At 61.9% G+C, this 23,196-nt stretch carries 22 protein-coding genes; 15 read left to right on the forward strand and 7 right to left on the reverse strand.

The window, feature by feature from the left end; genetic code table 11:
• Positions 1-239: 239 nt before the first annotated feature.
• Complete coding sequence (locus NKJ80_RS05065; RefSeq protein WP_084624702.1) at positions 240-1,058, forward strand: class I SAM-dependent methyltransferase; 819 nt, start codon at positions 240-242, stop codon at positions 1,056-1,058.
• On the opposite strand, the gene NKJ80_RS05070 is transcribed toward NKJ80_RS05065, so the two are convergent.
• The gene (locus tag NKJ80_RS05070) at positions 1,045-4,077 is read right to left on the reverse strand and encodes a rhamnosyltransferase WsaF family glycosyltransferase (protein ID WP_352497179.1); all 3,033 of its coding nucleotides are present in this window, start codon (positions 4,075-4,077) and stop codon (positions 1,045-1,047) included. The two genes, NKJ80_RS05065 and NKJ80_RS05070, sit on opposite strands and share 14 nt — an antisense overlap.
• A 688-nt stretch (positions 4,078-4,765) precedes the next feature.
• Here NKJ80_RS05070 and NKJ80_RS05075 point away from each other — a divergent pair.
• Together NKJ80_RS05075 and NKJ80_RS05080 are read left to right on the forward strand one after the other, a co-directional pair.
• Positions 4,766-5,173, forward strand: a complete 408-nt coding sequence (locus tag NKJ80_RS05075) for a sterol desaturase family protein (protein WP_245262697.1) — start codon at positions 4,766-4,768, stop codon at positions 5,171-5,173.
• Between the two features lie 192 nt (positions 5,174-5,365).
• Positions 5,366-5,542: a hypothetical protein gene (locus NKJ80_RS05080; protein WP_245262694.1), complete on the forward strand. Its 177-nt coding sequence runs from the start codon at positions 5,366-5,368 to the stop codon at positions 5,540-5,542.
• 34 nt (positions 5,543-5,576) lie between these two features.
• Here NKJ80_RS05080 and NKJ80_RS05085 read toward each other — a convergent pair whose 3' ends face one another.
• The 3 genes from NKJ80_RS05085 to NKJ80_RS05095 form a co-directional block, all read right to left on the reverse strand.
• Positions 5,577-5,879 carry a DUF982 domain-containing protein gene (locus NKJ80_RS05085; protein WP_023670262.1) on the reverse strand — a complete coding sequence of 101 codons (303 nt, stop codon included), beginning with the start codon at positions 5,877-5,879 and terminating at the stop codon, positions 5,577-5,579.
• Between the two features lie 158 nt (positions 5,880-6,037).
• On the reverse strand, positions 6,038-8,119 hold the full coding sequence (locus NKJ80_RS05090) for an ATP-dependent helicase (protein WP_352497180.1): 2,082 nt from the start codon (positions 8,117-8,119) through the stop codon (positions 6,038-6,040).
• Between the two features lie 50 nt (positions 8,120-8,169).
• The gene (locus NKJ80_RS05095; protein ID WP_023684745.1) at positions 8,170-8,337 is read right to left on the reverse strand and encodes a hypothetical protein; all 168 of its coding nucleotides are present in this window, start codon (positions 8,335-8,337) and stop codon (positions 8,170-8,172) included.
• Positions 8,338-8,473: 136 nt separating this feature from the next.
• On the opposite strand from NKJ80_RS05095, the gene NKJ80_RS05100 reads away from it, so the two are divergent.
• Complete coding sequence (locus NKJ80_RS05100) at positions 8,474-8,626, forward strand: hypothetical protein (protein WP_023684746.1); 153 nt, start codon at positions 8,474-8,476, stop codon at positions 8,624-8,626.
• A gap of 240 nt (positions 8,627-8,866) precedes the next feature.
• Here NKJ80_RS05100 and NKJ80_RS05105 read toward each other — a convergent pair whose 3' ends face one another.
• Positions 8,867-9,835 carry a LysR substrate-binding domain-containing protein gene (locus NKJ80_RS05105; protein ID WP_023670266.1) on the reverse strand — a complete coding sequence of 323 codons (969 nt, stop codon included), beginning with the start codon at positions 9,833-9,835 and terminating at the stop codon, positions 8,867-8,869.
• A 111-nt stretch (positions 9,836-9,946) separates the two neighbouring features.
• Between NKJ80_RS05105 and NKJ80_RS05110 the strand changes: the two genes are divergently transcribed.
• From NKJ80_RS05110 to NKJ80_RS05130, 5 genes are all read left to right on the forward strand, one after another.
• Positions 9,947-10,780 carry a hypothetical protein gene (locus NKJ80_RS05110; RefSeq protein WP_352497181.1) on the forward strand — a complete coding sequence of 278 codons (834 nt, stop codon included), beginning with the start codon at positions 9,947-9,949 and terminating at the stop codon, positions 10,778-10,780.
• 13 nt (positions 10,781-10,793) lie between these two features.
• Positions 10,794-11,762: a DMT family transporter gene (locus NKJ80_RS05115; protein ID WP_352497182.1), complete on the forward strand. Its 969-nt coding sequence runs from the start codon at positions 10,794-10,796 to the stop codon at positions 11,760-11,762.
• The gene (locus NKJ80_RS05120; protein WP_023733893.1) at positions 11,755-11,988 is read left to right on the forward strand and encodes a hypothetical protein; all 234 of its coding nucleotides are present in this window, start codon (positions 11,755-11,757) and stop codon (positions 11,986-11,988) included. The genes NKJ80_RS05115 and NKJ80_RS05120 overlap by 8 nt, the downstream gene beginning before the upstream one ends.
• Positions 11,989-12,154: 166 nt before the next feature.
• A complete protein-coding gene (locus NKJ80_RS05125) occupies positions 12,155-12,601 on the forward strand; it encodes a Ros/MucR family transcriptional regulator (RefSeq protein WP_023670270.1) in 447 nt (148 codons plus the stop codon).
• 137 nt (positions 12,602-12,738) lie between these two features.
• Entirely contained in the window at positions 12,739-14,616 is a 1,878-nt protein-coding gene (locus NKJ80_RS05130) for an ABC-F family ATP-binding cassette domain-containing protein (RefSeq protein ID WP_023689073.1), read from the forward strand.
• Between the two features lie 224 nt (positions 14,617-14,840).
• On the opposite strand, the gene NKJ80_RS05135 is transcribed toward NKJ80_RS05130, so the two are convergent.
• Entirely contained in the window at positions 14,841-15,179 is a 339-nt protein-coding gene (locus NKJ80_RS05135; protein WP_023689072.1) for a winged helix-turn-helix transcriptional regulator, read from the reverse strand.
• A 125-nt stretch (positions 15,180-15,304) separates the two neighbouring features.
• Between NKJ80_RS05135 and NKJ80_RS05140 the strand changes: the two genes are divergently transcribed.
• From NKJ80_RS05140 to NKJ80_RS05150, 3 genes are all read left to right on the forward strand, one after another.
• A complete protein-coding gene (locus tag NKJ80_RS05140; RefSeq protein WP_081730967.1) occupies positions 15,305-16,219 on the forward strand; it encodes an NAD(P)-dependent oxidoreductase in 915 nt (304 codons plus the stop codon).
• A complete protein-coding gene (locus tag NKJ80_RS05145) occupies positions 16,212-16,625 on the forward strand; it encodes a GFA family protein (RefSeq protein WP_023689070.1) in 414 nt (137 codons plus the stop codon). The genes NKJ80_RS05140 and NKJ80_RS05145 overlap by 8 nt, the downstream gene beginning before the upstream one ends.
• Before the next feature lie 159 nt (positions 16,626-16,784).
• Positions 16,785-18,893: a molybdopterin-containing oxidoreductase family protein gene (locus NKJ80_RS05150; protein ID WP_023752541.1), complete on the forward strand. Its 2,109-nt coding sequence runs from the start codon at positions 16,785-16,787 to the stop codon at positions 18,891-18,893.
• Positions 18,894-18,950: 57 nt separating this feature from the next.
• Here NKJ80_RS05150 and NKJ80_RS05155 read toward each other — a convergent pair whose 3' ends face one another.
• Positions 18,951-19,427 (reverse strand): Lrp/AsnC family transcriptional regulator, encoded by a 477-nt coding sequence (locus NKJ80_RS05155; RefSeq protein WP_023689068.1) that lies wholly within the window; start codon positions 19,425-19,427, stop codon positions 18,951-18,953.
• A gap of 103 nt (positions 19,428-19,530) precedes the next feature.
• On the opposite strand from NKJ80_RS05155, the gene NKJ80_RS05160 reads away from it, so the two are divergent.
• The 3 genes from NKJ80_RS05160 to NKJ80_RS05170 are packed head-to-tail and all read left to right on the forward strand — an operon-like array spanning position 19,531 to position 23,148.
• Positions 19,531-20,733, forward strand: coding sequence for a diaminopropionate ammonia-lyase (locus NKJ80_RS05160; protein WP_023752542.1), 1,203 nt, complete (start codon positions 19,531-19,533; stop codon positions 20,731-20,733).
• 2 nt (positions 20,734-20,735) lie between these two features.
• On the forward strand, positions 20,736-21,983 hold the full coding sequence (locus NKJ80_RS05165) for a Zn-dependent hydrolase (RefSeq protein WP_031196559.1): 1,248 nt from the start codon (positions 20,736-20,738) through the stop codon (positions 21,981-21,983).
• Positions 21,976-23,148: an amidohydrolase gene (locus tag NKJ80_RS05170; protein WP_023743827.1), complete on the forward strand. Its 1,173-nt coding sequence runs from the start codon at positions 21,976-21,978 to the stop codon at positions 23,146-23,148. Before NKJ80_RS05165 ends, NKJ80_RS05170 begins: the two co-directional genes overlap by 8 nt.
• Positions 23,149-23,196: the final 48 nt, after the last annotated feature.

Consider the following 23,196-nt stretch of genomic DNA (forward strand, 5'->3'; position numbering starts at 1 on the left):
GCCGGAACCCTTGACGGTGAAGTGATGGCTACGACGCAGAAAGAGAGAAACATCAATGTTGAAAGCCAGGGGGATAATAGGAAGAAGGACCGCGGGCATTCAGATCAGCAGTATGCTGGGGAGCGAGCCTAATATATTCTGTGAGGCCCGGTGGAGATATCAGGATCAGTAATTGTCCAAGAACTGCTTGAGGCCTCCGCCGCACTCGGTGAATTAAAGGCAAAAGGAAGGAGTCAACGATGTTGCCAATGAAGGAACCGAGTCACAACAGCCCGCCGGTCCGGTCGTCAAAGGCGTTTGAAGCCAACGATTTTCTGCGCTCCCTCGCCAAAGTATGGGCGGACAGATACTCGGTCACTCCGGAACTTCATGAATATGATCACATTTTCGGCCATCTGGTCGCTCGATTGTCGACAGGCGAGGAAATAAAGTTATTCGAAGCACTGAAGCACTACTTTGAGAATGGCGCCGCCAATGCGCAACAGGTGCGAGAGCTTATGACATCATTGGGCTTGCCGAGGGATGCCAGGGCGCTGGAATTTGCAAGCGGCTATGGTCGCGTGACGCGACATTTGAAGGACCTGAATTTAGTTGCCTGCGACATTCATCCCGAAGCGGTGTCCTTTTGCACTGAGGTGCTGAGTGTTGCGGCTATTCCTTCGGCCAGCATTCCCGAACACTGGAAACCTGGCGAAAAGTTCGATTTCATCTTCGCCATTTCGCTATGGTCGCATCTTCCGGACGGCTTGTTTCAGCGCTGGCTGTCTGCGGTGTGCGCCGCTCTCAAACCGGGCGGGTACCTGATGTTCTCCACGCACGGCGCGCATGCTGCAAGCGTTGTTCCACAACTTGCCGAAGTCATCAGCAATGGCCAACAATATGGCTATCTTGACGGGTCTGATCAGAAGGATCTAGATCCGTCTATCTATGGCTCCACCGTCGTGTTGCCACCGTATGTCATCAAGGCGATCTACGATGCCACGAATGCACGCATCGTATCGTTCAAGCCAGCCGGATGGTGGGGCTTGCAGGATGAGTGGGTCGTTAGGGTTCCCTGACCGGCTTCCTCCGGTGATATAAGGCAGCGGGGCGGTGATGACCGGCCGCCGCAGCGCGAACTGAGTCCAGTCCATTCGGAGGCGAGCGGATCGGAACGGACAGGGTCGGCCGATCAGACAGGAAGTCGACGATCTTCTTCATCGCTGCTGGCGAGAACGCGTCGTCCCAGTCTGTCGGCCAATTGAAGCGCGAGCCCTGCAGCCGCTTGTCGTATTGATCGACGCGCGAGATGGCGTCCTTGAGCCCGGCGACCACGCCCTCCAGTGTCGGTTCCACCGGGATCAGATTGGTCGAGATATCCCGCAGGCTCTCCGCCGTCTTGTTTTCGAACGTGTTGGTCACGGTCCACATACCGGCCGAGGCCATCTCGAGCGGCACCAGGCTGGGATGCGGCGTCAGCATCAACGAGAGGCCGACATCGTGGTGCGGCAGACGTTGAGTATACGTCTGCAGGTCGGTCTTGGGCATCATCTCCAGAACCACGTCGCGCGTCAGCCTGATCTTGCTGGCGCCGCCGATCGAGCCCATGCCGTAGAATTTCCACTTGTCGGCGTCAAAATCAGGAGAACGAGCTAGCTCTGCAAGCGCCATCATTCCGAGCTCAAACATATTGCGCGCGGCGTGGGCCTCCGGGCGGGCGTAGAAAAGAATGCGCCGCTCGCGATCACGCATGTCGTTTATCGATGGTTTGAATTTCTGAATGGCATTGCGGAATACGGCGTGGTTCTTGTCCGCGCCGGGCTTCGAGAAGACGCCGATCCTGTTCAGCTTGAAAAAATCGCGCAGCAAGGGCGTCGAAAAAAGCTGGAATTGCGGAAAGCGGTAAGACTGCTGGAAAAGCGCGGCGATTGTGTTCATAGGCAGGAAATAGGGTTCATATTCCTGGACCATGAACATGAAACGGTCCTGTCCCAATTCTCGGCTGGCGCGGTGCGCGACATGAGCCCCCCAGCCATTGGTCGCGATGAAGCGATCGTCGGGGCTGACGAACAATTCCTCTTTGCGGTCATGCCGATGCTCGATTTCGATGTCGTCGAACAATCGCTCGATGCCTGGATAGCCCTTGATGCGCTCGCGGGCGAGCGTCATGTCCAACTCCGTACGTTCCATAGTCACGATCCGGACGAGAAAACCTTCCCGGCGCAAGCGAAGCGCCAAGCTGAACATGCCGATATAGCCGCCGAAAATGTATTTGAAGTCGATCGTGGCCAGAAGGATGTTGACGCGCTTTGGCTCGCGGCGCGATACGTGCAACGTCAACGGCTGGATATTGCGAAAAATCCAGTTGTTCTCCATATCTTCGATGCTCAGTATCCCGCCGGCGGCGACGGCCATCGGTAGAACTTCGGACCCTGTCTTGATCTTGCGGACATATCGCAAGTATTTGGTTTTCCTTAATCGATAGGCGAGATTTCTTGCTCTGGCCCCCAAGGCGGCGTTCATCAGCAGGCCCTCGACGTTCAATGTCGAATGACGCCGCAATATTCTTGAAATTTTCAGACGTATCGGTTCGAAGATACCGGTCGTCAAACGCGGGATTCGGTTGGCCGTCTTCTTGAGGGTGCTCGACATTCCAGGGTTTCGCAGCCGAAGTGTTTCGGCGAATACCGCCTTTTCCAGCGCCCCCGAAAAATCCGCGCGTGCTTGCTGCAGCAAGGTCCTGCCTGCGTCGAGCAGGGCGCGCTTGTTTTTTGCGCCTTTCAGGATGGCTCCTATTGAATAGGAGACCCCGCGGTAGCGCTTGATAACCTGCCCGATAACGTTAGCACCGTGCTGATGGTAATCGTACAGAGGCTCCTCGATATAGGAAATCCCGCCGGCAACCTCGGCGGCAAGCGCGATCCATTGGTCGTGGTAGGCGTCCATCAGCCGCTGCGGAAACGGCAGGATACGGTCTAGGATGTCGCTGCGAAAAAGGCTCGCGGCGCCGGTCACGCTATTGGCAAGGAACAGCGAAAGAAAATCCGTATATTCGTTTTTGCGGTCGGTCCAATATGTGTCGGAGATAACCTCGCGGCCGGTCACGATGCGACAATCGCTGAATGCAAGTTTCTTGCTTTCCGGCAAAGCATGGATGAGCTTCGTCAGTTTGTCGGAGTGCCAATAGTCGTCCTGATCCGCCAGTGCGACGAACTCGGCGTTGACGGGCACCAGCGAAAGGCATTCCTCGAAATTGTTGTAGAAGCCTTTGCGCTCCTTGTTTTTGACATAGACGAACCGGCTGTCGTTTTCGATCAGGTCCAGAATGTCGTTGCGGGAGGCTGCGCTGGAACTGTCGTCGGTGATGATGCAGATCCAGTTCCTATGGTTTTGCTCCCGAATCGATCCGATTTGCCGTTTCAGAAGCTCAAGCGGCGGATTGTAAGCCGCCATGCAGATGGCAACCTTGGCCCCTTTGGCAGGCCACTTCACCTTCACCGGACGACGGTTGGCCCCAGGCTGGAACTCGAAGACAGCAAGCGACTGCTCGATCATCTCTCCCGATTTAAGCTCGGCGAGCAGTCGCAGTTCGCGGCTCTCCGGCTCGGCAATCTCCTCGATCGGCAATATCGTGATGAATTCGGAAAACAGGCTGCCGCCGGTCGGATCCTGTGCGGGATGGAAGTAGTGCACGACATCGGGCCGAGCCCAGGAATGGTTCTTGATTTCGTGCTGCCTGGTTCCGTCCAGGACATAGAGCCGCCTGATCGGATTGCCGGGACAGAAAGCCCAACCCTGCAGATACAAAGCAAGCCCCTTGCCGACGTGAAACGAGCGGCTCGACGGAACGTCGAGTCCGCACATAAGCTTGGGATGCTGAGGCGTATTTTCTCTTAAATCTGGCTGCCCGGTTATAGGGATTCCGGCGACCGGAATTTTGGCAGGTAGTGAGTTGTCTTTGTCGGCGACAGGTTCTTTGCGGAATTCAAAAAACTGCTGGATGCCGAGTTGTCTTACCGCAGCGAACAGGGCGCCGACATTGGCGCTATTCCACCGGTTACTTGTCGTGGTTGATAATACATCGCGTGTATTCGCCAAGTGTCCACCCATCTGCGCGCCGATATTGTTTTTCCATACCGGTCTATGACATGAGGATCTAGAAAAAATATCGTGACGTTCCTCGTGCTGTGATGGCAGGGTAGCCATGAGAGCTCAATTTCACAACATGAATTCGAAGCTTGTCTTCATGTTTTATCTTATACTTTTAACAGAATACCGATCTCAGCTTTCAAATCGCAGAAATTTGCACATAAATTGGCTTCCACTGTGAAAAGTTATATTTTGTCGTTTATGTCTGGCAATGTAGATCCTGGGCGAAAGAACACGAACAACCGCGAAATTCAATTTGTTTGGCGGAAAATATCGTTTTTCCTAGAGGTAGGCATGCGGAGTGGGGGACGAGGCGCGATGGCATGTCCTTCTCGAAACCTGTTCAAAGGGCCGACGCGATCCGGGCCGATGGCGGCAAGCACTCCAGTCGCCGTCGTGCCGCTGCCTGCCCCTGCGCTGTCGGATGGACTGGCGGTTCGCCAAACCTGAGACCTGATTTGGCCAGACATTCGGCCCGTGCCGGCAAATGGCAGCAATCCGTGGCCAGCCGCCGTCAGCAATTGGCGTTAATCTCTGGCGAGCTGATCTTCGGCCACAACGACGGCAGGGTGTCCAATCTCGTAGACCTCAAGGCGGTGCTGGTCATCGCGCTTATTTCATTCCGCTGGAGCGGCTGTTGCCGCTGCATGCGGAGCGATCGTCGGCGCGCGGCCATTGGCCGAACGACGTCGTCTACCTCTTGTTCAACGGCATCATCATCAAGATCGGTCTGATCATCGTCGTCGGCACAGCCATGCTGGAGCTGCACCAGCTTGTTCCGGCCGGACTTACGCAGGCGCTGCGGCCGCAGCCGGTCTGGCTGCAGGCGGTGGAGGTTCTGGTGCTGGCCGATACCGGCTTCTACCTGGCGCATTGCGCCTTTCACGCCGTCCCGCTCCTGTGGCGCTTCCATTCGATCCACCACGGCGTCGAGGAGATGGATTGGCTGGCAGCGCACCGCGTCCATCCTGTCGAACAGATCCTGACCAAATCGGCGTCGTTCCTGCCGGTCTTCGCGCTCGATTTTCGACCCCCGCCATACTGATCTTCACATTGGTCTATCAGTGGCAGTCGCTGTTCATCCATTCGACACGCGTATCAGGTTCGGACCTTTGAAATGGCTGCTGGCGTCACCGCGATTTCATCACTGGCATCATGCCAATGAGCGCGAAGCCTGGGACAAGAATTTCGCCGGGCAGGCTGCCCTTTGCTCGACATGCTGGGAGGCACATTGTTCATGCCCGACAGGATGCCGCAGAAATACGGCACCGATGACCCGGTTCCCTCGCTCTATCATCGGCAGCTTGCCTATCCCTTTGTCGGCGATCAACTCTTTGTCGGCAACACCGAACAGACCGCCCCGCCGGCAAGGCTGGCAGAGGCCTCGCCGACGTCGGCCGGCAAGTCCGAGTGATCTTTTTTGCTGGGCAGGCCTGGTCCCGGCCGTCTCAGACGGCGTAGCCGCCATAACCGTGTGCGACCGGCTTGACCGAGACGGCCGGCTGGACCGCGGGCCAGAGGATGCCTGCCGTGACTGCAAAGGTGATCAGGGCATCGCGTGCGGCCTCGGTCGAGATTTCGCCGGCGCGCGCCGCCTCGCAAGCCCTCACGGCCGCGCCATAGCTCAGGCGCCGGCGTGACGGCGGAAATTCGGTCAGGAAATCATGCATCTCGAACAGCGAGGCGAGCATGCGTTTGTGGCCGGCGCCAACGCTAACGGCAACCGGGGTGAAGAACATCGCGTCGTGCATTCTGGCCTCTCTGGATGGGCGGAAGGGCGGCGGCCGCCGCCCTCCGATCGCGGGTTGGACGCCAGAAAACGCGGCTGGCGGCCCGAGGTTCCCTGAGAGATGCCATGACAGGACGATTTGCTCTTGAGGTCGCTCCCTGCCGGCATTCGCGGTTGCGGCTATTTCCACATGCCGCGCATGCGGGCGCCGAGGTCGACGCGGACTTCAGGTCTGTGGCGCGGATCGTCCTTGGCGTGGACGCTCGCCCACGACGTCTGCTCGAAGGCGCCGAGGATCGAGGCCGGGATGAAACGGGTTCGCGAGGCATAGACGTGGCGGTCGCCGCGCGCTGCCTGGCCGTGAGTGAAGAAGCGCTGCGGCGTCACCAGATGCAGGCCGTCCTTGGCCCGCGTCATCGCGACGTAAAGCAGCCGGCGCTCCTCCTCGATTTCCTCCTTGGTGCCGACGCCGAGATCGGCCGGGATGCAGCCATCGACGGTGTTGAGCACGAAGACGTTCTTCCATTCCTGGCCCTTGGCCGAATGGATGGTCGACAGGATCAGATAGTCCTCGTCGCGGTGCGGCGGCCCGGCCTGGTCGCTGGTCGCATCCGGTGGATCCAGCGTCAGCTCGGTCAGGAAGCGCTCGCGCGAAGCATAGCCGGAACCGATCTGCTCGAGCTGCATGAGGTCGGCCCGCCGCGTCGTTGCATCATCGTGCATGCGCTCGAGATGCGGCTCGTACCACAGCCTGACCTGTTCGAGATCGGCCGGCCATTTCCCCGACCGGGCGCGCAGGCCGGAATAAAGCGCAACGAAGGCTGGCCAGTCCTCAGCCGCGCGTTGCGGCGGCCGGTAGCGGGCCAGCCCCATTTCCTCGTCGAGCGATGTCGCCATGGTCTCGACGATGGTGCTCGCCGCCGAAGGGCCGATGCCGGGCAGGAGCTGCAGCACGCGGAAGCCGGCGACGCGGTCGCGCGGGTTCTCGGCAAAACGCAGCACCGAAAGCACGTCCTTGACATGGGCGGCGTCGAGGAATTTGAGCCCGCCGAACTTGACGAAGGGGATGTTGCGGCGCGTCAGTTCGATCTCCAGCGGGCCGCTGTGGTGCGAGGCGCGAAACAGCACCGCCTGCGATTTCAGCACCGTGCCGGCCTCGCGCTCGGCCAGGATGGCCTGGCAGACATAGTTCGCCTGCTCGGCCTCGTCGCGCACGCTGACCAGTTTCGGCCTTTGCGAGGATTTGCGCTCCGACCAGAGGTTCTTGGTGAAGCGCTCCGACGCCTCCGAGATGACCGCGTTGGCTGCCGCCAAAATAGTCACGGTCGAGCGGTAGTTGCGCTCCAGCATGATGACATCGGCGGCTCGCGCGAATTGTTGCGGGAAATCGAGGATGTTGCGCACTTCCGCGGCGCGAAACGAATAGATCGACTGCGCGTCGTCGCCCACCACCGTCAGTCCGGCGCCGTCCGGCTTCAGCGCCGAAAGGATCGAGGCCTGCAGCCGGTTGGTGTCCTGGTATTCGTCGACCAGCACATGGTCGAAGCGCGAGCCCAGATGCGCCGCGATCTCCGGCTCGGCGGCCATTTGCGCCCAGTAGAGCAGGAGGTCGTCGTAATCGAGCACGTTCTGCGCCTGCTTGGCCTCGACATATCGGGCGAACAGCGCCTTCAGCTGTTCGGCCCAGCCGGCACACCAGGGAAAGGCCGAACCCAGCACCTCGCCGAGCGGCGCCTGAGCGTTGACGGCGCGCGAATAGATCGCCAGGCAGGTGCCCTTGGTCGGAAACCGGCTTTCGGTCTTCGAGAATCCAAGCTCATGCCGGGCAAGATTCATCAGGTCGGCGGAATCCTCGCGGTCATGGATGGTAAAGGCGGGGTCAAGGCCGATCGTCAGCGCATAGTCGCGCAGCAGCCTGGCGCCGATGCCGTGAAACGTACCGGCCCAGGCCAGCGCGTCGGCGATGACGGACGCGTCTCGGCCCAGGACCTCGCCGGCGATGCGTTCGACCCGCCTGGCCATTTCGGTGGCGGCGCGGCGCGAGAATGTCATAAGCAGAATGCGTCTGGGATCAGCGCCCTTGACGATCAGATGCGCAACCCGGTGGGCGAGCGTGTTGGTCTTGCCGGAGCCGGCGCCGGCGATCACCAGCAGCGGCCCGGCGATCTGGCCGTCGCCATGTTCGACAGCGAGCCGCTGCTCGGCGTTGAGCTTCGCCAGATAGGCGGGCCGCAAGGACGAATCATTGATGGCGATGGTCATCGCCTATCAAGCATCGTTTCCGCTTTGTTCGCAACGGGCGGAAGTCGCCCTTACCGCCGTGGCGCGACACCCGTTGCCGCCGACTGGCGCCGCAAGGCGGCGCGTTCGTCGCCAGGCACCGGCAACGGATCGAAATTGTCAGGCACGTCCTTGATGATCTCCTTGGCGATGCGATAGGTCGCGTAAGCGAAAAGGCCGGTTATGAGCAGACGGATCATGGCGCGATCTCCTTTAGGCAACCAACCTCAGAGCCGCCGTTTGGTTCCAGCCGACGCGGTGTCGTTTGCGAGCGTGCAACCAAAGCTGAATCCTCTCGTTGCCTTCACGAGGGGAGGGCAAACGAAGGAGGTTGCCATGAAGAAGCTCCCTGTTCTGTTGGCCGTCGGCTTGGCGCTCGCCGCCTGCGACAACAATATCCAGCCGACCAAAGCACCCTTGCTCGACCATGCCCCGCAGTCGGATTCGGCGCCAAAGCCGGCGGCCGGCGGCGATCAGCCCGCGCAATGATCGTTTTAGCGGGACGACAAGGCTGAAGGTAGCCTTCGGGAGAAGAAGGCCGGCGCCGCTTGGGAGGTGAGCTGATAGCGCCGGCCAGGCGGATATCAGGTCCGCCGCAACAACCGAAGATAGCTGAGTCTCTCGCCTGCGTCATGAGGTGGGCCGCATCGACCTGCTTCATGACGGCGCTTCTGCACAAAACAACTTCGATGTCAGATGGCGTGCGGAACGAAACTCGACGGGAGGACCTCAGGCAATGGCCTTGCGCAGCACCGGGCCGCCGGCAATCCCGGCGTCCAGCTGGCACTGCGTCAGCGCCGCCTCGGCCATGATCCACTGCTTGAACAGTTCCACCTTGCGCGTGTAGGGCGCGGTGACCGGGCAGACGAAATACCAGCCGGCGGTGTTGGGGTGATGCACGGCAAACGGCGCCACCAGCCGCTCTGCGCGGATCTCGCTCGCCATATAGGCGCGGTTGGCGACTGCAAAGCCCATGCCGGCATTGGCCGCCTCATAGGACATCATGCAGGAATCGAAATAGATGCTCTTGGTCTCGCCGAGCACGGAACTCGCGCCGGCAAAACCCAGCCACGACTGCCAGTTCTGCGTGCAGGTGTCGGAATGCAGCAGCGTGAAATGCCTGAGGTCGTCGGGCGTCACCTTTGACGGCGGCCTATCGCCGAGAACCTCGTGGAACAGCTTCCTGCTGCACACCGGCGTCAAATCCTCCTTGAACAGCAGGTCCGCCTTGAGGTCGGGAAAGCTGCCGTCGCCATAGCGGATCTCGAGGTCGAACTCGGAGGTGGCGAACTCATTGGTGGCGTAGGAGGTCGAGACCCGCATTTCGATTTCGGGATATTGCCGCTGGAACAGCGGCAGGCGGGCAAACAGCCAGCGCGCCGCGAACGTCGGCAGCACCGAAATCTTCAGCACATGCGCCTGCGACTGTCCGGTCGCCTCCATGCTGGCCGCCACGATGCGCTCCAGCGCCTCGCGAACGCGCGAGACATAGGTCTCGCCCTCGGGCGTCAGCGACACCGCATTGCCGCCGCGCTGGAAGATCTTGAAGCGCAGCTGTTCCTCGAGGCTTTTGACGCGCTGGCTGACGGCGGAAGCAGTAATAAACTGCTCTTCGCCGGCGCGCGTGAAGTTACGGTGCCGGGCGGCACTTTCGACAATCTTCAGCGAATTGAGGTTGACCTGACTGAGCAGACGCACGCGTTTCGACCTTAAGCTGGGCTTACACTAGCACCAGCATTCCTAATTTTACAGGGGTGGGGAAATTAATCGACAGTTTACCAAGTGATGCCCCCATCCTGGAGAAGTAGAATGAACGCCCATACCATACCTGAACTGCGCTACGCGATGAGCCGAGAAGCCATTATCGGCCATGAGACGGCCTGGAAAGTGTCGGGTTTCGGCGTTGCGCAGTATCTGCATGGCTACGACCCGGCGCTGCTGGCGGCGATCGAAGAGGCGGCGTTGAAGCTCAAGGCCAGCCACGCCGTGCACAAGCACCTCGACCTTACCTTCATCACCGGCGCCGACCGTTTTATCCCGGAGATCAAGGAGTTGCTGCATGACAAGCTGCGCCTGGAACGTCTGTCCGACATGATGGGCACCAAGCTCGAGCCCTATCCGCTGTCGATCGTCGGCTCGACCGTCACTTTCATGAATCCCAAGGACGGCGCCGTCGATTGGCATTGCGACGGTGTCCCGGTCACCGAACTCATTCCGCTGTCGATCAGCAATCCGCTGGTCGGCGGCCATCTCGAAATCTACTGCGACGATTCCGAGACCGGCCGCGCCATCCTTGAATCCGGCCGCGAGATTCCGCGCAACCAGGTCATGCGCATCGACCACAAGATGAACTACGCCACGCTCGGCCAGTTTCTCGGCGTCCTGCACCGCACCGCGCCGATCCAGCTCGGCTCGCGCGTCACGCTGGTCCTCAACCAGCGCTCGGTGGCCAAGCCTTATGTCGACGACAATCGCATGTTCTATCTCGCAGCCGACAATGATCAAGATCGCGAATGGGTCAACGAACTGGCCGAAGACGTCTGGACGAACCAGCTGCCGGCCTATCGCCGCTTCGAGGAAGAGCGTCCGGTTGCGGCGGCGACCGATGCGCCGGTCCCGGGCGGATCAAGGGAATCATGGTAGCCAGAGCATAGAAGTGGACGCCGGTTTGGCCGTCGGTAACATCATGGTCGGCGATAAGGACAAGGCACCGTCGCGCCGATTCCGGGATGGATCCGGCTCGCCATCGGCCCTGGTCTTCGCCGCCGGCGCGGTCGCCCTGTGGTCGACCAACGCGCTGGTCGGCAAATCCCTGCTGGCCAGCCATCCGGTGTCGCTCGTGCAGTTGCTGCAATTTTGTGGAGCGGCTCTGGTGTTCGCCGTCATCCATCTGGCGAGCCGGAAGAGGGGCCTGCAAGACGCAGCCTTTTCCAAGGGTGCTGACGGCACCCTGGCGCCGGTCGCGGTCGGCTTTATTGGCCTGGTCGGCACTATGGTGCTGCAATACATCGCCTTTGCGTCCATGCCGGTGATCGAGGCCAATCTCGTCGCCTACACCTGGCCGCTGATGGTCGCGGCGGCGGTCATCGTGCTGGGCAAGCGGCAACGCCCCGCGCTGCTGGGTTTGACTGCCGTGCTTGGCTTTGTCGGCGTGGCGCTGGTGATCTCGGGTGGTCGCGGCCAGCCTTTTCTCCAGGGCAGCATCGTAGGCTATCTCGCTGCCTTCGGCTCGGCGCTGTGCATGGCCTTCTATTCGATTGCGGTCGCCCGCCTGGCCACACCGTCGGAGCGTTTGCTTTTGCCTTCGGCGTTGGTCGGCGTCGGCCTGACCTTACTGTGGTGTATTCACGACGGCGCAGCCTGGCCATCCAGTGAGCACCTCCTGCTTGGCCTCTATCTCGGTGCCGGTCCGATGGGGCTGGGATATTATTTCTGGTCGCGCGCCTTGAAGCTTGAAGGCGGCGGCAAGGTTGCGGTCATCGCCTATCTGACGCCGATCGCGTCGACGCTGCTGCTGACACTGTCGGGCGAAAGGCTGACGCTGACCGCGATAGCCGGTGCGGTCCTCGTCATCGGCAGCTGTATTGCGGTGGGCATAGAACGCTCGGAGGCTGAACATGCTTGACGACGATGAACGCCTCGCCAGACAGGAAGCATTCTGGCTGCTCAAGGAGTTCGGCGCCGAGGCGCCGCTCTATGCCGCCATGAAGGCCGAAAAGGCGATAGAGCAAAAAGATTTCGGCCGGTGCGCCCGCTGGAAGCGCATTCTGGAGATACTGGCCGACTCCAAACCTGCCGGGTCCGTGCAGTTGAAATCTGCTGGCGCGAAGTCGGCCGTTTCCAAGTATTAGATTTTCTAATTTGCAACGTTGCAACCTGTTGTGGAAACATCCTCCTGTTCCGATTCTTGATCGTTTATTGAGACTTAGCGACCCGTTGGGGGGTGCAGCTAGGTCGATACATCAAGAGAAGTCTTAAAAAAAGCCGGCAACTTCATGACCGGCGGGAGAAACAGAATTGCACACCATCGACAGCAAGACCGCTATTGAACTGACTGCTGACATCGTCTCAGCCTATGTCGGCAACAATCCTCTCCCTGCGTCCGGCCTGCCGGATCTGATCGCCAGCGTCAGCGCATCGGTGCGCAAGCTGGGCAGCATTGCCGCCGTGGAAAGCCCCGCGCTGAACCCCGCTGTCAATCCGAAGCGGTCGGTGTTTCCCGACCACATCGTCTGTCTGGAAGATGGCAAGAAATTCAAGTCGCTGAAGCGCCACTTGATGACTGACCATGGTCTCAGCCCGGAGGAATATCGTGGCAAATGGGGCTTGCCGTCGGACTATCCGATGGTGGCGCCGAACTACTCCGCGACCCGTTCGGCACTGGCCAAGTCTTCGGGCCTCGGCCGCAAGCCGGCCGTTCCGGCTGCCGCGGCCAAGGTGACGAAGCGCAAACCCAAAGCCTGAACCAGGCAGCCTCTTAAAGTCAGTCTGCAGTTAGCAGTGATGGACGGCGCGCTTTGGGCGCGCCGTCTTCATGCCTTATGCCCCCGCCAGCGCCCAGGCCCTTGCGAAGCGCCGCCCTCCCGTGCAAAAGCCCCGGCATGCTTATCATCAACGATCTTTCGCTCCGCATGGCCGGACGCTTGCTTCTCGATCATGCCTCGCTGACCTTGCCGGCCGGCACCAAGGCCGGCCTCGTCGGCCGCAACGGCACCGGCAAGACCACGCTGTTCAAGGCCATCACCGGCGACTTTCCCTCCGAGACCGGCTCGATCAGCCTGCCCAAAAACACCCGCATCGGCCAGGTGGCGCAGGAAGCACCCGGCACCGAGGAGCCGCTGATCGAGATCGTGCTCAAGGCCGATCTTGAGCGCACCGCGCTGCTCGAGGAGGAAAAGACCGCCACCGACGCGCACCGCATTGCCGATATCCATATGCGGCTGGCGGATATCGATGCGCATTCGGCGGAATCCCGCGCGGCCACCATCCTCGCCGGCCTCGGCTTCGACGACGCCGCGCAGAGACGGCCGGCCTCGTCCTTCTCCGGCGGCTGGCGCATGCGCGTCGCGCTTGCCGCGGTGCTGTTTGCCGAGCCCGACCTTCTGCTGCTCGACGAGCCGACCAACTATCTCGATCTCGAAGGAACGCTTTGGTTGGAAAACTACGTGTCGAAATATCCGCACACGGTGCTTCTGATCTCGCACGATCGCGACCTGCTCAACCGCGCCGTCAATTCCATCGTTCATCTCGACCAGAAGAAGCTGACCTTCTGGCGCGGCGGCTACGACCAGTTCGAGCGCCAGTACACCGAGCAGAAGGAGTTGCAGGAGAAGGGCCGTGTCAAGCAGGAAGCCGCGCGCAAACACATGGAGTCCTTCGTCGAACGCTTCCGCGCCAAGGCTTCGAAGGCGAGACAGGCGCAGTCGCGCATCAAGGCGCTGGAGAAGATGAAGCCGATCGCGGCGATCGTGAACGACACGGTGCGGCCGTTCTCTTTCCCCGAACCGGTGAAAACGGTGGCGTCGCCGATCATTGCCTTGAACAACGTCAATGTCGGCTACACCGAGGGCCAGCCGATCCTGAAGAAGATGACGCTGCGCATCGATGCCGACGACCGCATCGCGCTGCTCGGCGCCAACGGCAACGGCAAGTCGACCTTCGCCAAGCTCCTGTCCGGCCGGCTGAAGCAGGAAACCGGCACCATGACGGTGGCGCCGGGCCTGAAGGTGGCGATCTTTGCACAGCATCAGCTCGACGATCTCAGGCCTGATGAAAACGCCTACGAGCATGTCCGCCGGCTGATGCCGGAGGCGCCGGAATCCAAGGTACGTGGCCGCGTCGCCCAGTTCGGTCTCACCACCGAGAAGATGAACACCGCCGCCAAGGACCTGTCCGGCGGCGAGAAGGCGCGCCTGCTGATGGGCCTGTCGGCCTTTGAGGGGCCAAACTTGTTCATCCTCGACGAACCGACCAACCATTTGGACATCGACAGCCGCGAGTCCTTGATCCATGCGCTGAACGAGTTTCCCGGCGCCGTCATCCTGATCTCGCATGACCGCCATCTGCTGGAAGCGACCGCCGACCGGCTGTGGCTGGTCAAGGATGGTGCGGTCAACCCGTATGACGGCGACCTTGAGGACTACAAGACGCTGGTCACCGGCGTGTCCGGCGATCGACGCGGCAAGCGCGAGGCCGAGAAGGCATCCAAGGCCGATCGCCGCCGCGATGCCGCGGCGCGCCGCGCCGCCTTCGAGCCGCTGGCCAAGGAAATCCGCGCCACCGAAGCGCTGATGGACCGCATCCGCAAGCGCATCGACCTGATCGAGGACGAACTCGCCAATCCGGCCGTCTACGAAAAGGATCCGTCGACGGCGACCCGGCTCGCCAAGGAGCGCTCGCAACTGGCCCAGCAGCTTGCCGGTCACGAGGAAAAGTGGCTGACCATGTCGGCGGAGTATGAAGAGGGCACGGCGGAGTAAAGCGGCCGGTTGCGCCCAGTCGCATGATGAAAGGCCAGCGAACGCCGGGACGCTGCAAAGCAGCGGGGGATCCAACAGGGGGCTGAAAAGCCTTCGGCACCGAGGCTCTTGCTACGGCTTCTCTTACGCACCCGGGCGACGCGGCCCGGTGTTTATTGCCGTCTTCGGCGTCGAGAAGCGGACCGTAATTTGGCTCGCGCGGATCACCAAACGAGCTCCTGCTTTCAGGCGGCTTTCCGCTGAACTTTCCACGTCTCGTGCCGCTTCCCCCATGCCGACATTGCGGTCACGGCATCGTTCAGGCTGAAGCCCAGTGGCGTCACCGAATATTCCACGCGCGGCGGTACCTGGTCATAGGCGCGTCGGCTGACAAGCCCGTCGGCCTCCATCTGTCGCAATTGTTGCGCGAGCATCTTCTCACTGATCCCCGACAACCGCCGGTGCAATTCGGCGAAGCGGTGAGGCCGCAGGTGCAATTCCCACAACAACGAGGTTTTCCACTTTCCGCCGATTGCCTGCATCGCGGCAGCAAAGCCGCAGCTGTCTGTTTCCTTGCTCCTCATGTGACTACTCCTGACATGATTCCAATAACTTACCTCAAGGTGCGTACTTCTCAACGCAGGAAGAATATATATCTTCAGATTAGCGCGCCAAAGACAAACCAGCTATCGCTATCGGAGAAATCGTCATGAAATCCAATGTCTGCGTGCTCGGCGCGGGCCGCATGGGCTCGTCCATTGTTCGAACGTTGCTCGACCGAAATTATCCAACATCGGTGTGGAATCGTACTGCGGCCAGGTGCCAGCCCCTAGGTATTCTTGGTGCGAGGGTAGCCTCTTCAGTCGAGGATGGAATCCGGTCGGCCGATGTCGTGATCATAAATGTTCTGGATTATGCCGCTAGCGATGCGCTGCTCAAGCAGCGCAGTGTTGCTTCGGCACTGGCCGGCAAAGCCATCGTGCAACTCACCTCCGGCTCCGCGCGCTTGGCACGGGAGGAAGCGCGCTGGATAGAAGCGCATGGCGCCAGCTATCTGGACGGGGCGATCCTGGCGACCCCGGATTTTATCGGCAAACCCGACACAGCATTGCTTTATTCAGGCTCCCGCGCCGTCTACGAAACGAACAAGACCCTGCTCTTTGCGCTTGGCGGCGGCACAAGTTATGTCGGCGAGGTGCCGGGCCAGGCCTCCGCGCTTGATACCGCGCTGCTCACGCAGATGTGGGGCGGGCTCTTTGGCGCGCTCCAGGGCATGGCTGTCGCCGAGGCCGAAGGTCTCGATCTGGAGACGTTCAGGAGCCATCTGACTGCATTCAAGCCGGTTGTCGATGCCGCCTTGTTCGATGTGGTTGACCGGACGAAGGCGCGCCGTTTTGCCGGCGACGACGCAACGCTCGCGTCATTGGGCGCCCACTACAGCGCCTTCCGGCATCTGCTCGAAGCATGCCAGGAACGAGGTCTCGACGCTGCCATGCCGCGCGCCATGGACGCAATTTTCCAGCAGGCGCTTTCTGGCGGGCGCGCAGATGATGATTTTGCATCTCTCTCGCCCCTGTTCGGAAATAGTTCGCCGCATCATGGCAGGGAGCCTGCGAATGCGTGATGGCAAGACCAGGCGACGGGCGACCTGCTCGTGTCGCGGGGTGGAACTGGTGCTCGCCGGGGAGCCTCGGCGCGTCTATGCCTGCAGCTGCCTGGAATGCCAGAGATGCACGGGCGCAGCGTTCTCATACCGAGCCATTTATGACGACTCCGCCATAGTCGACCGAAAAGGCGAGACGAAATCCTGGCGACGAAACGGCTCGTCAGGGCAATGGCTGGAGCAGACATTTTGCACCACATGCGGATCGATCGTCTTCATGCGTGCCGAAGGCCTGACGGAAGCGCTGTCGGTATCTGTCGGCTGTCTGGAGGACCTGGAATTTCTGCCTCCGGCAATTCTTCATTGGCCCAACAGGAAGCACAAATGGCTCTGCCTGGAAGGCGTGCCCCAGGCAGAAGCCTCCTGAGGCAGATAGCTGACCGGCCCAGTCTTGGGTGGCGATCGGCTTGGCAGTGTCCTTGCCTTCTTCCCCAGGGGAGAAGGCAAGGGGCATTGCTCGCAGAGGCAAAGCGGTGCGCCACTTCTGGCCCTACACGCCGCCCGCGAAACCCGCTAAAAACCCCGCATGAACCAGCACGCCAAGCTCAGAATCGGCCACTCCACCTGTCCGCATGATTGCCCTTCGACCTGCGCGCTCGAGGTCGAACTGCTCGATGGCAACCGCATCGGCCGTGTCCATGGCGCCAAGTCCAATACGTATACGGCTGGTGTGGTCTGCGCCAAGGTCGCGCGCTATGCCGACCGTGTCCACCATCCCGACCGGCTGCTGAAGCCGCTTGTTCGCGCCGGGGCCAAGGGCGCCGGCGTCTGGAAGGAATCCAGCTGGGAAGCGGCACTCGACCTCGTCGCCGAGAAATTCATCGCGGCCGAGAAAAAATACGGCTCCGAGACCGTCTGGCCTTATTTCTATGCCGGCACGATGGGGCTAGTGCAGCGCGACGGCATCGACCGGCTGCGCCATGCGAAAAAATACTCCGGCTTCTTCGGCTCGATCTGCACCAATCTGGCCTGGACCGGCTGGATGATGGGAGCGGGCGCCTTGCGCGGTCCCGATCCGCGCGAGATGGCGAAGTCCGACTGCGTGGTGATCTGGGGCACCAATGCCGTGGTCACGCAGGTCAATGTCATGACCCACGCCATCAAGGCGCGGAAGGAGCGTGGCGCCAGGGTCGTCGTTATCGACGTCTACGAGAACGCGACGATGAAGCAGGCCGATATGGGCCTTGTGCTGAAGCCCGGCACCGATGGCGCGCTGGCTTGCGCGGTCATGCATGTGCTGTTCAGGGAAGGCATGGCCGACCGCGCCTATCTCGAAAGATACACCGACGATCCGAAGGGGCTGGAAGCGCATCTGGAGACGCGCACGCCGGAATGGGCGTCCGCCATCACCGGTCTTGCCGTCACCGAGATCGAGGCTTTCGCACGCCTCGTCGGCACGACGAGGAAAACCTATTTCCGCCTCGGCTATGGCTTTGCCCGCCAGCGCAACGGCGCGGTCAACATGCACGCGGCATCCTGCATCGCCGCCGTCACCGGCGCCTGGCAATATGAGGGTGGCGGCGCCTTCCATTCCAATTCCGGCATCTTCAAGCTCAACCAGGATGTGCTGGAAGGCACCGCGATGCGCGATCCCAATATTCGCCATCTCGACCAGTCGCGCATCGGTCCGGTGCTGACCGGCGCAGCGGACGCGCTTTACGGTGGCCCGCCGGTGACGGCGATGCTGATCCAGAACACCAACCCGGTGAATGTCGCACCCGAGCAGCGGCTGGTGAAACATGGTTTTCTCCGTGATGACCTGTTCACCTGCGTGCACGAACAGTTCATGACCGACACGGCAAAGCTTGCCGATGTCGTGCTACCGGCAACGATGTTCCTCGAGCATGATGACGTCTACAAGGGCGGTGGCAACCAGCACATCACGCTCGGTCCCAAGCTGATCGAACCGCCGGAAGGGCCGCGCACCAACCACTTCGTCATCGAGCAATTGGCGCAGCGTCTCGGCGTCTCCGACCGGCCGGGCTTTGGCCTGACCGAGCAGCAGCATATCGACATCATCCTCGGCAAGCGCGGGCTGGGCTCCTTCGCCAGCCTCAAGGAAGACAAATGGGTCGACCTGCAGCCGGATTTCGAGGCGGCGCATTTCATCGATGGTTTCGGCCATGCCGACAAGAAATTTCACTTCCGCGCCAACTGGAGCGGGCAGGCGGCGCCCAACCGGCCGCCGAAAAGCATGGGCCTGTTCGGGCCGGTGGCGGAACTCCCCGAATTCCCCGACCATGTCGACCTGATCGAGGTCGCGAATGCCGAGCATCCGTTCCGGCTGACGACATCACCGGCGCGCAATTTTCTCAATTCGACATTCGCCGAGACACCGGTGTCGAGAGCCAAGGAAGGCCGGCCGGAACTCCTGTTGCATCCGGACGACGCTGCCGCGCTTGGCTTGGACGACGGCGACCGTATCGAGGTCGGCAACCGGCGCGGCGAGGTGGTGCTGCACGCAAAGCTGTTCGATGGCATCAAGCGCGGCGTGGTGATCGCCGAGGGCATCTGGCCAAACAGCGCCCATGAGCGTGGCGAAGGCATCAATGTGCTCACCGGCGCCGACGCACCAGCGCCCTATGGCGGTGCGGCCTTCCACGACAACAAGGTCTGGCTGCGGCCGGCGGGCTGAAGCAATTCCAGGAAAAGTGTGAGCGGTTTCCGTCCGGAATTGCATAGAAGTGACTGGCTATCCCGGCAGAGGCACCGTCAGCCCCACCTTGACACGGTCCATGGCAACGAAGGTGCGGAATTTTCGGACATTCTTGCTGTCGAAGAACAGTCTGCGCGTCAGCGCTTCATAGGCGCCCATGTCGGCCGCGGTGATGACTAGGATGAAGTCGGCCTCGCCGGTGACGTAGTAGCATTGCTGCACTTCGGGCTCTGCCGAGAATTGCCGCTTGGCCGCGTCGATCAGGTCCGAGCGTTCGCTCTCCAGTTCCACTTCGACGAAGATGGTGATGGGATGGCCGACCGCCGCCGGGTCGACCACGGCGACATTGCCCGCAATGACGCCGGACTGTTCCATGCGCTTGATGCGCCGCTGCACCGCCGGCGCCGACAGGTTGACGGCTTCGCCGATCAGCCGCTGCGGCGTCGTGTTGTCCCGCTGCAGGATGGCAAGGATGGCGAGGTCGAAACTGTCGAGCGAAGGCGATCGAGGCAAAGCGCTATCCTGGCGAAACAAACTTGCATTTCGAAGCGCCAATAACAGCGCTATTTGCGCCTCGGCTGCAATATGATTTCGTCACACCCAAAGGAGGCCACCCGTGTTCCTGCTCAACAGCAATGCCTTGCACCGCCGGCCGCTCGATCCGGTCGATGCCGAAACGCTGGGGAATGCCGGTGCCGATACGGTCGAGCGCTTTCTTGCCCATCGCGACAATCACCTCGCAACTCCGTTGCATGCATTGCCGACGCTGGCCGGCGAACTCGGCCTCGGCGCCGTCCACATCAAGGATGAAGGCTTTCGCCTCGGTCTCGGCAGTTTCAAGGCGCTCGGCGGCGCCTATGCCGTTTTTCGACTGGTGCTGGAGGAGGCGAGCCGATCGCTTCATCGGCCCGTTGACGTGGCCGATCTCAACCGGTTCGACGTCCGGGCGGTCGCTGCCGGCATGACGGTTGCCTGCGCCACCGACGGCAATCATGGCCGCTCGGTCGCGCAAGGTGCACAGTTGGTTGGCGCGAAAGCGGCAATCTTCGTTCACGCCGGCGTCAGCGAGGCGCGCATTGCAGCAATAGCCCGCTATGGCGCCGAGATGATCCGCGTCGACGGCAATTATGACGACTCGGTCAGGCAGGCCGCCGAGGTTTCAGCGGAGCAAGGCTGGACCGTGGTGTCCGACACCTCCTGGCCGGGCTACGAGCGCATCCCCGGTCTGGTCATGCAGGGCTATACGGCGATCGTGCGCGAAGCGTTGGGCCAGTTGCCGCAGCCGCCGACCCATGTCTTCGTGCAGGCCGGTGTCGGCGGTATTGCCGCCGCCCTGGCCGGCCATCTCGCCATCGTGCTCGGTGACGCCAGGCCGACCTTCATCGTCGTCGAGCCGGCCCGCGCCGCCTGCGTTGTCGCAGCCGCCCGGGCGGGCCACGTGGTCAAGGTCGCACACGATCAGCCGACGGTGATGGCGATGCTCGAATGCTACGAGGCCTCGCAAGTTGCCTGGCGCGTTCTGGCGCGGGTTGCCGATGCCTTCATGACAGTGGATGAGGAGGAGGCGGTCGCGGTGATGCGGCGGCTGGCACGGCCGGCTGGCAATGATCCAGTGATCGTCGCCGGCGAAAGCGGCGGCGTCGGTCTGGCCGGGCTGATCCGGGCGGTGGCCGACCACAAGGCCGCGCTCGGGCTCGACGACAAATCCCGCGTGCTGCTGATCAACACCGAAGGCGCCACAGACCCGCATCGCTATACCGAGCTGGTCGGGCAGAGCCCCGCCGATGTGCTGGCCGGCAAGCTGAAGGCCGAGGCATAGCCATGATCGGGATCGATGCACAGCGTCTGCTTGGCCGCATCCGGGAACTCGGCGCCGTTGGCCGCGACAGTGAGGATAGGCTGATCCGGCTCGCCGCCTCCGACACAGACAGACAGGGCCGTGACCTCTTTGTCGGCTGGCTCAGGCAGGCCGGGCTGGAAGTCGCCATCGACCGGGTCGGTAATATCTTCGGCATCTGGCAAAGCCCCGACAATGCCGGGCAGGCGCCGCTGCTCATCGGTTCGCATATCGACACCGTTATCGATGCCGGCATCTATGATGGATGCTACGGCGTGCTGGCCGGGCTGGAGGTGATCGAGACGCTGCAGGCTTCGGGCTTTTCGCCGTCGCGCCCGGTCGCGGTCGCCGCTTTCACCAATGAGGAAGGCGTGCGCTACACGCCTGACATGATGGGCTCGCTATGCCATGCCGGTGGCGTCAGCGCCGAGGCCGTGCTGGCCGCCATCGGCACGGATGGCAGCGTGCTCGGCCAGGAGCTCGCCCGCATCGGCTATGCCGGCGACCGCGAACCCGGCTTCCTCAAGCCGCATGCCTATCTCGAACTTCATATCGAGCAAGGGCCGGTGCTGGAGCGTGAAGGCGTGCCGATCGGCGCGGTCGAGAATTTGCAAGGCATTTCCTGGCAGCGCATCACCATCGACGGCGCCGCCAACCATGCCGGCACCACGCCGATGTCGATGCGCAGCGACGCCGGCCACGCCGCCGCCCGCATCATCACCTTCCTGCACGATCGGGCCAGGGCTTCAAATGGGCCAACCGTGGCCACGGTCGGCACGATGCGCTTCGAACCCAACGCCATCAACGTCATTCCCGCGCGCGCCGTCTTCACCATCGACCTGCGCGATCCCGACGAACAGCGCCTGCAGGCGCATGAGGCGGCCCTTGCTGCCTATCTCGAGGAGCTTGAGGTTTCGGAGAACGTATCGATCTCGGTCGAGCGGCTCGCCCGCTTCGAACCGGTGCTGTTCGACATCGGCATCGTCGAACTGATCGAGGCGGCCGCGAAGAACCGCGGTCTCGGCGTCAGGCGCATGACATCGGGCGCCGGCCATGACGCGCAGATGATGGCCCGCCTCGCGCCGGCGGCAATGATCTTCGTGCCGAGCGCCGGTGGCATCAGCCACAATTCGCGCGAACACACTGAAGATGCCGAGCTTGTCGCCGGCGCCAACATCCTGCTTGATGTCGCCAGTGAGCTTGCAAAAGAGGTCGGGGAGAAAAATGGCTGAACTCGATCGTGATGCGCTGAAGCGGGAGATGACGGGCTGGCGGCGCGATTTGCACGCGCACCCCGAGTTCGGTTTCGAGGAAAAGCGCACCGCTGGCTTTGTCGCCGCGAAGCTGCGCGAATTCGGGCTGGACGACGTTGCAGAGGGGGTCGGCGGCACCGGCATCGTCGGCACGTTGAAGCGCGGCAGCGGCAACCGGGCGATTGCGCTCAGGGCCGACATGGATGCGCTGCGGATCACCGAGCAGTCCGCGACAGCCTATGGCTCGCAGAACCCCGGCATCATGCATGCCTGCGGCCATGACGGCCACACCACCATGCTGCTCGGCGCGGCAAAGCTGCTCGCCGCCGAGGGCGGTTTCGACGGCACCGTGCGTTTCGTTTTCCAGCCGGCCGAGGAGTGGGGCAAGGGCGCGCTGGCAATGCTCGATGACGGGCTGCTGCAGCGCTTCCCCTTCGACGAGATCTTTGGCCTGCACAACATGCCGGGCCTGCCCATTGGACATTTCGAGACCCGTGCCGGCCCGTTCATGTCGGCGGAGGACAATTTCGAGATCGTGCTCAAGGGGATCGGCGGCCATGCGGCGCGGCCACATTCCGGGAACGAGACGCTGGTCGCCGCCTGCGCGCTGGTCACCAATCTGCAGACCATCGTCTCGCGCCGGCTGAGCCCGGCCGACATTTCGGTGGTTTCGGTGACCGAACTGATCACCGACGGCACCCGCAACGCATTGCCCGGCCTCGCCCGCATCCTCGGTGACGCCCGCAGTTTTCGTCCCGAGGTCAGCGCCGAGATCGAGCGCCAGATGCGGGTCATCACAGCGGGTACCGCCGCCGCCTACAATGTCACCGCCGACGTGACCTATAGCAGGGAATTCGTGCCGCTGCAGAACGATGCCGACCTGGTGGACGCGGCCTTTGTCGCCGCAAGGCGCGTGCTGGCCTATGGCGCCGCCAGCATCGCGGCGGAGCCGATGACCGCCTCGGAGGATTTCGCCCGCTTCCTCGATCACGTACCGGGCTGCTTCGTCTTTCTCGGCAATGGCGAGACCTCGCCGCCGCTGCACAATTCCAGCTACGACTTCAACGATGACGGGCTGTTGCACGGCACGGATTTCCATATCGCGATCGTCAGGCAAAGACTGGGCGGCGCGATCGGGAAGTGACGCCTGATCGCCTTCGCAACTGGCCCAAGCGGCACTGCTATCGCCAGC

The organism is Mesorhizobium sp. M0030 (genome assembly GCF_040323695.1).
In the GTDB taxonomy this organism is placed as follows: Bacteria; Pseudomonadota; Alphaproteobacteria; order Rhizobiales; family Rhizobiaceae; genus Mesorhizobium.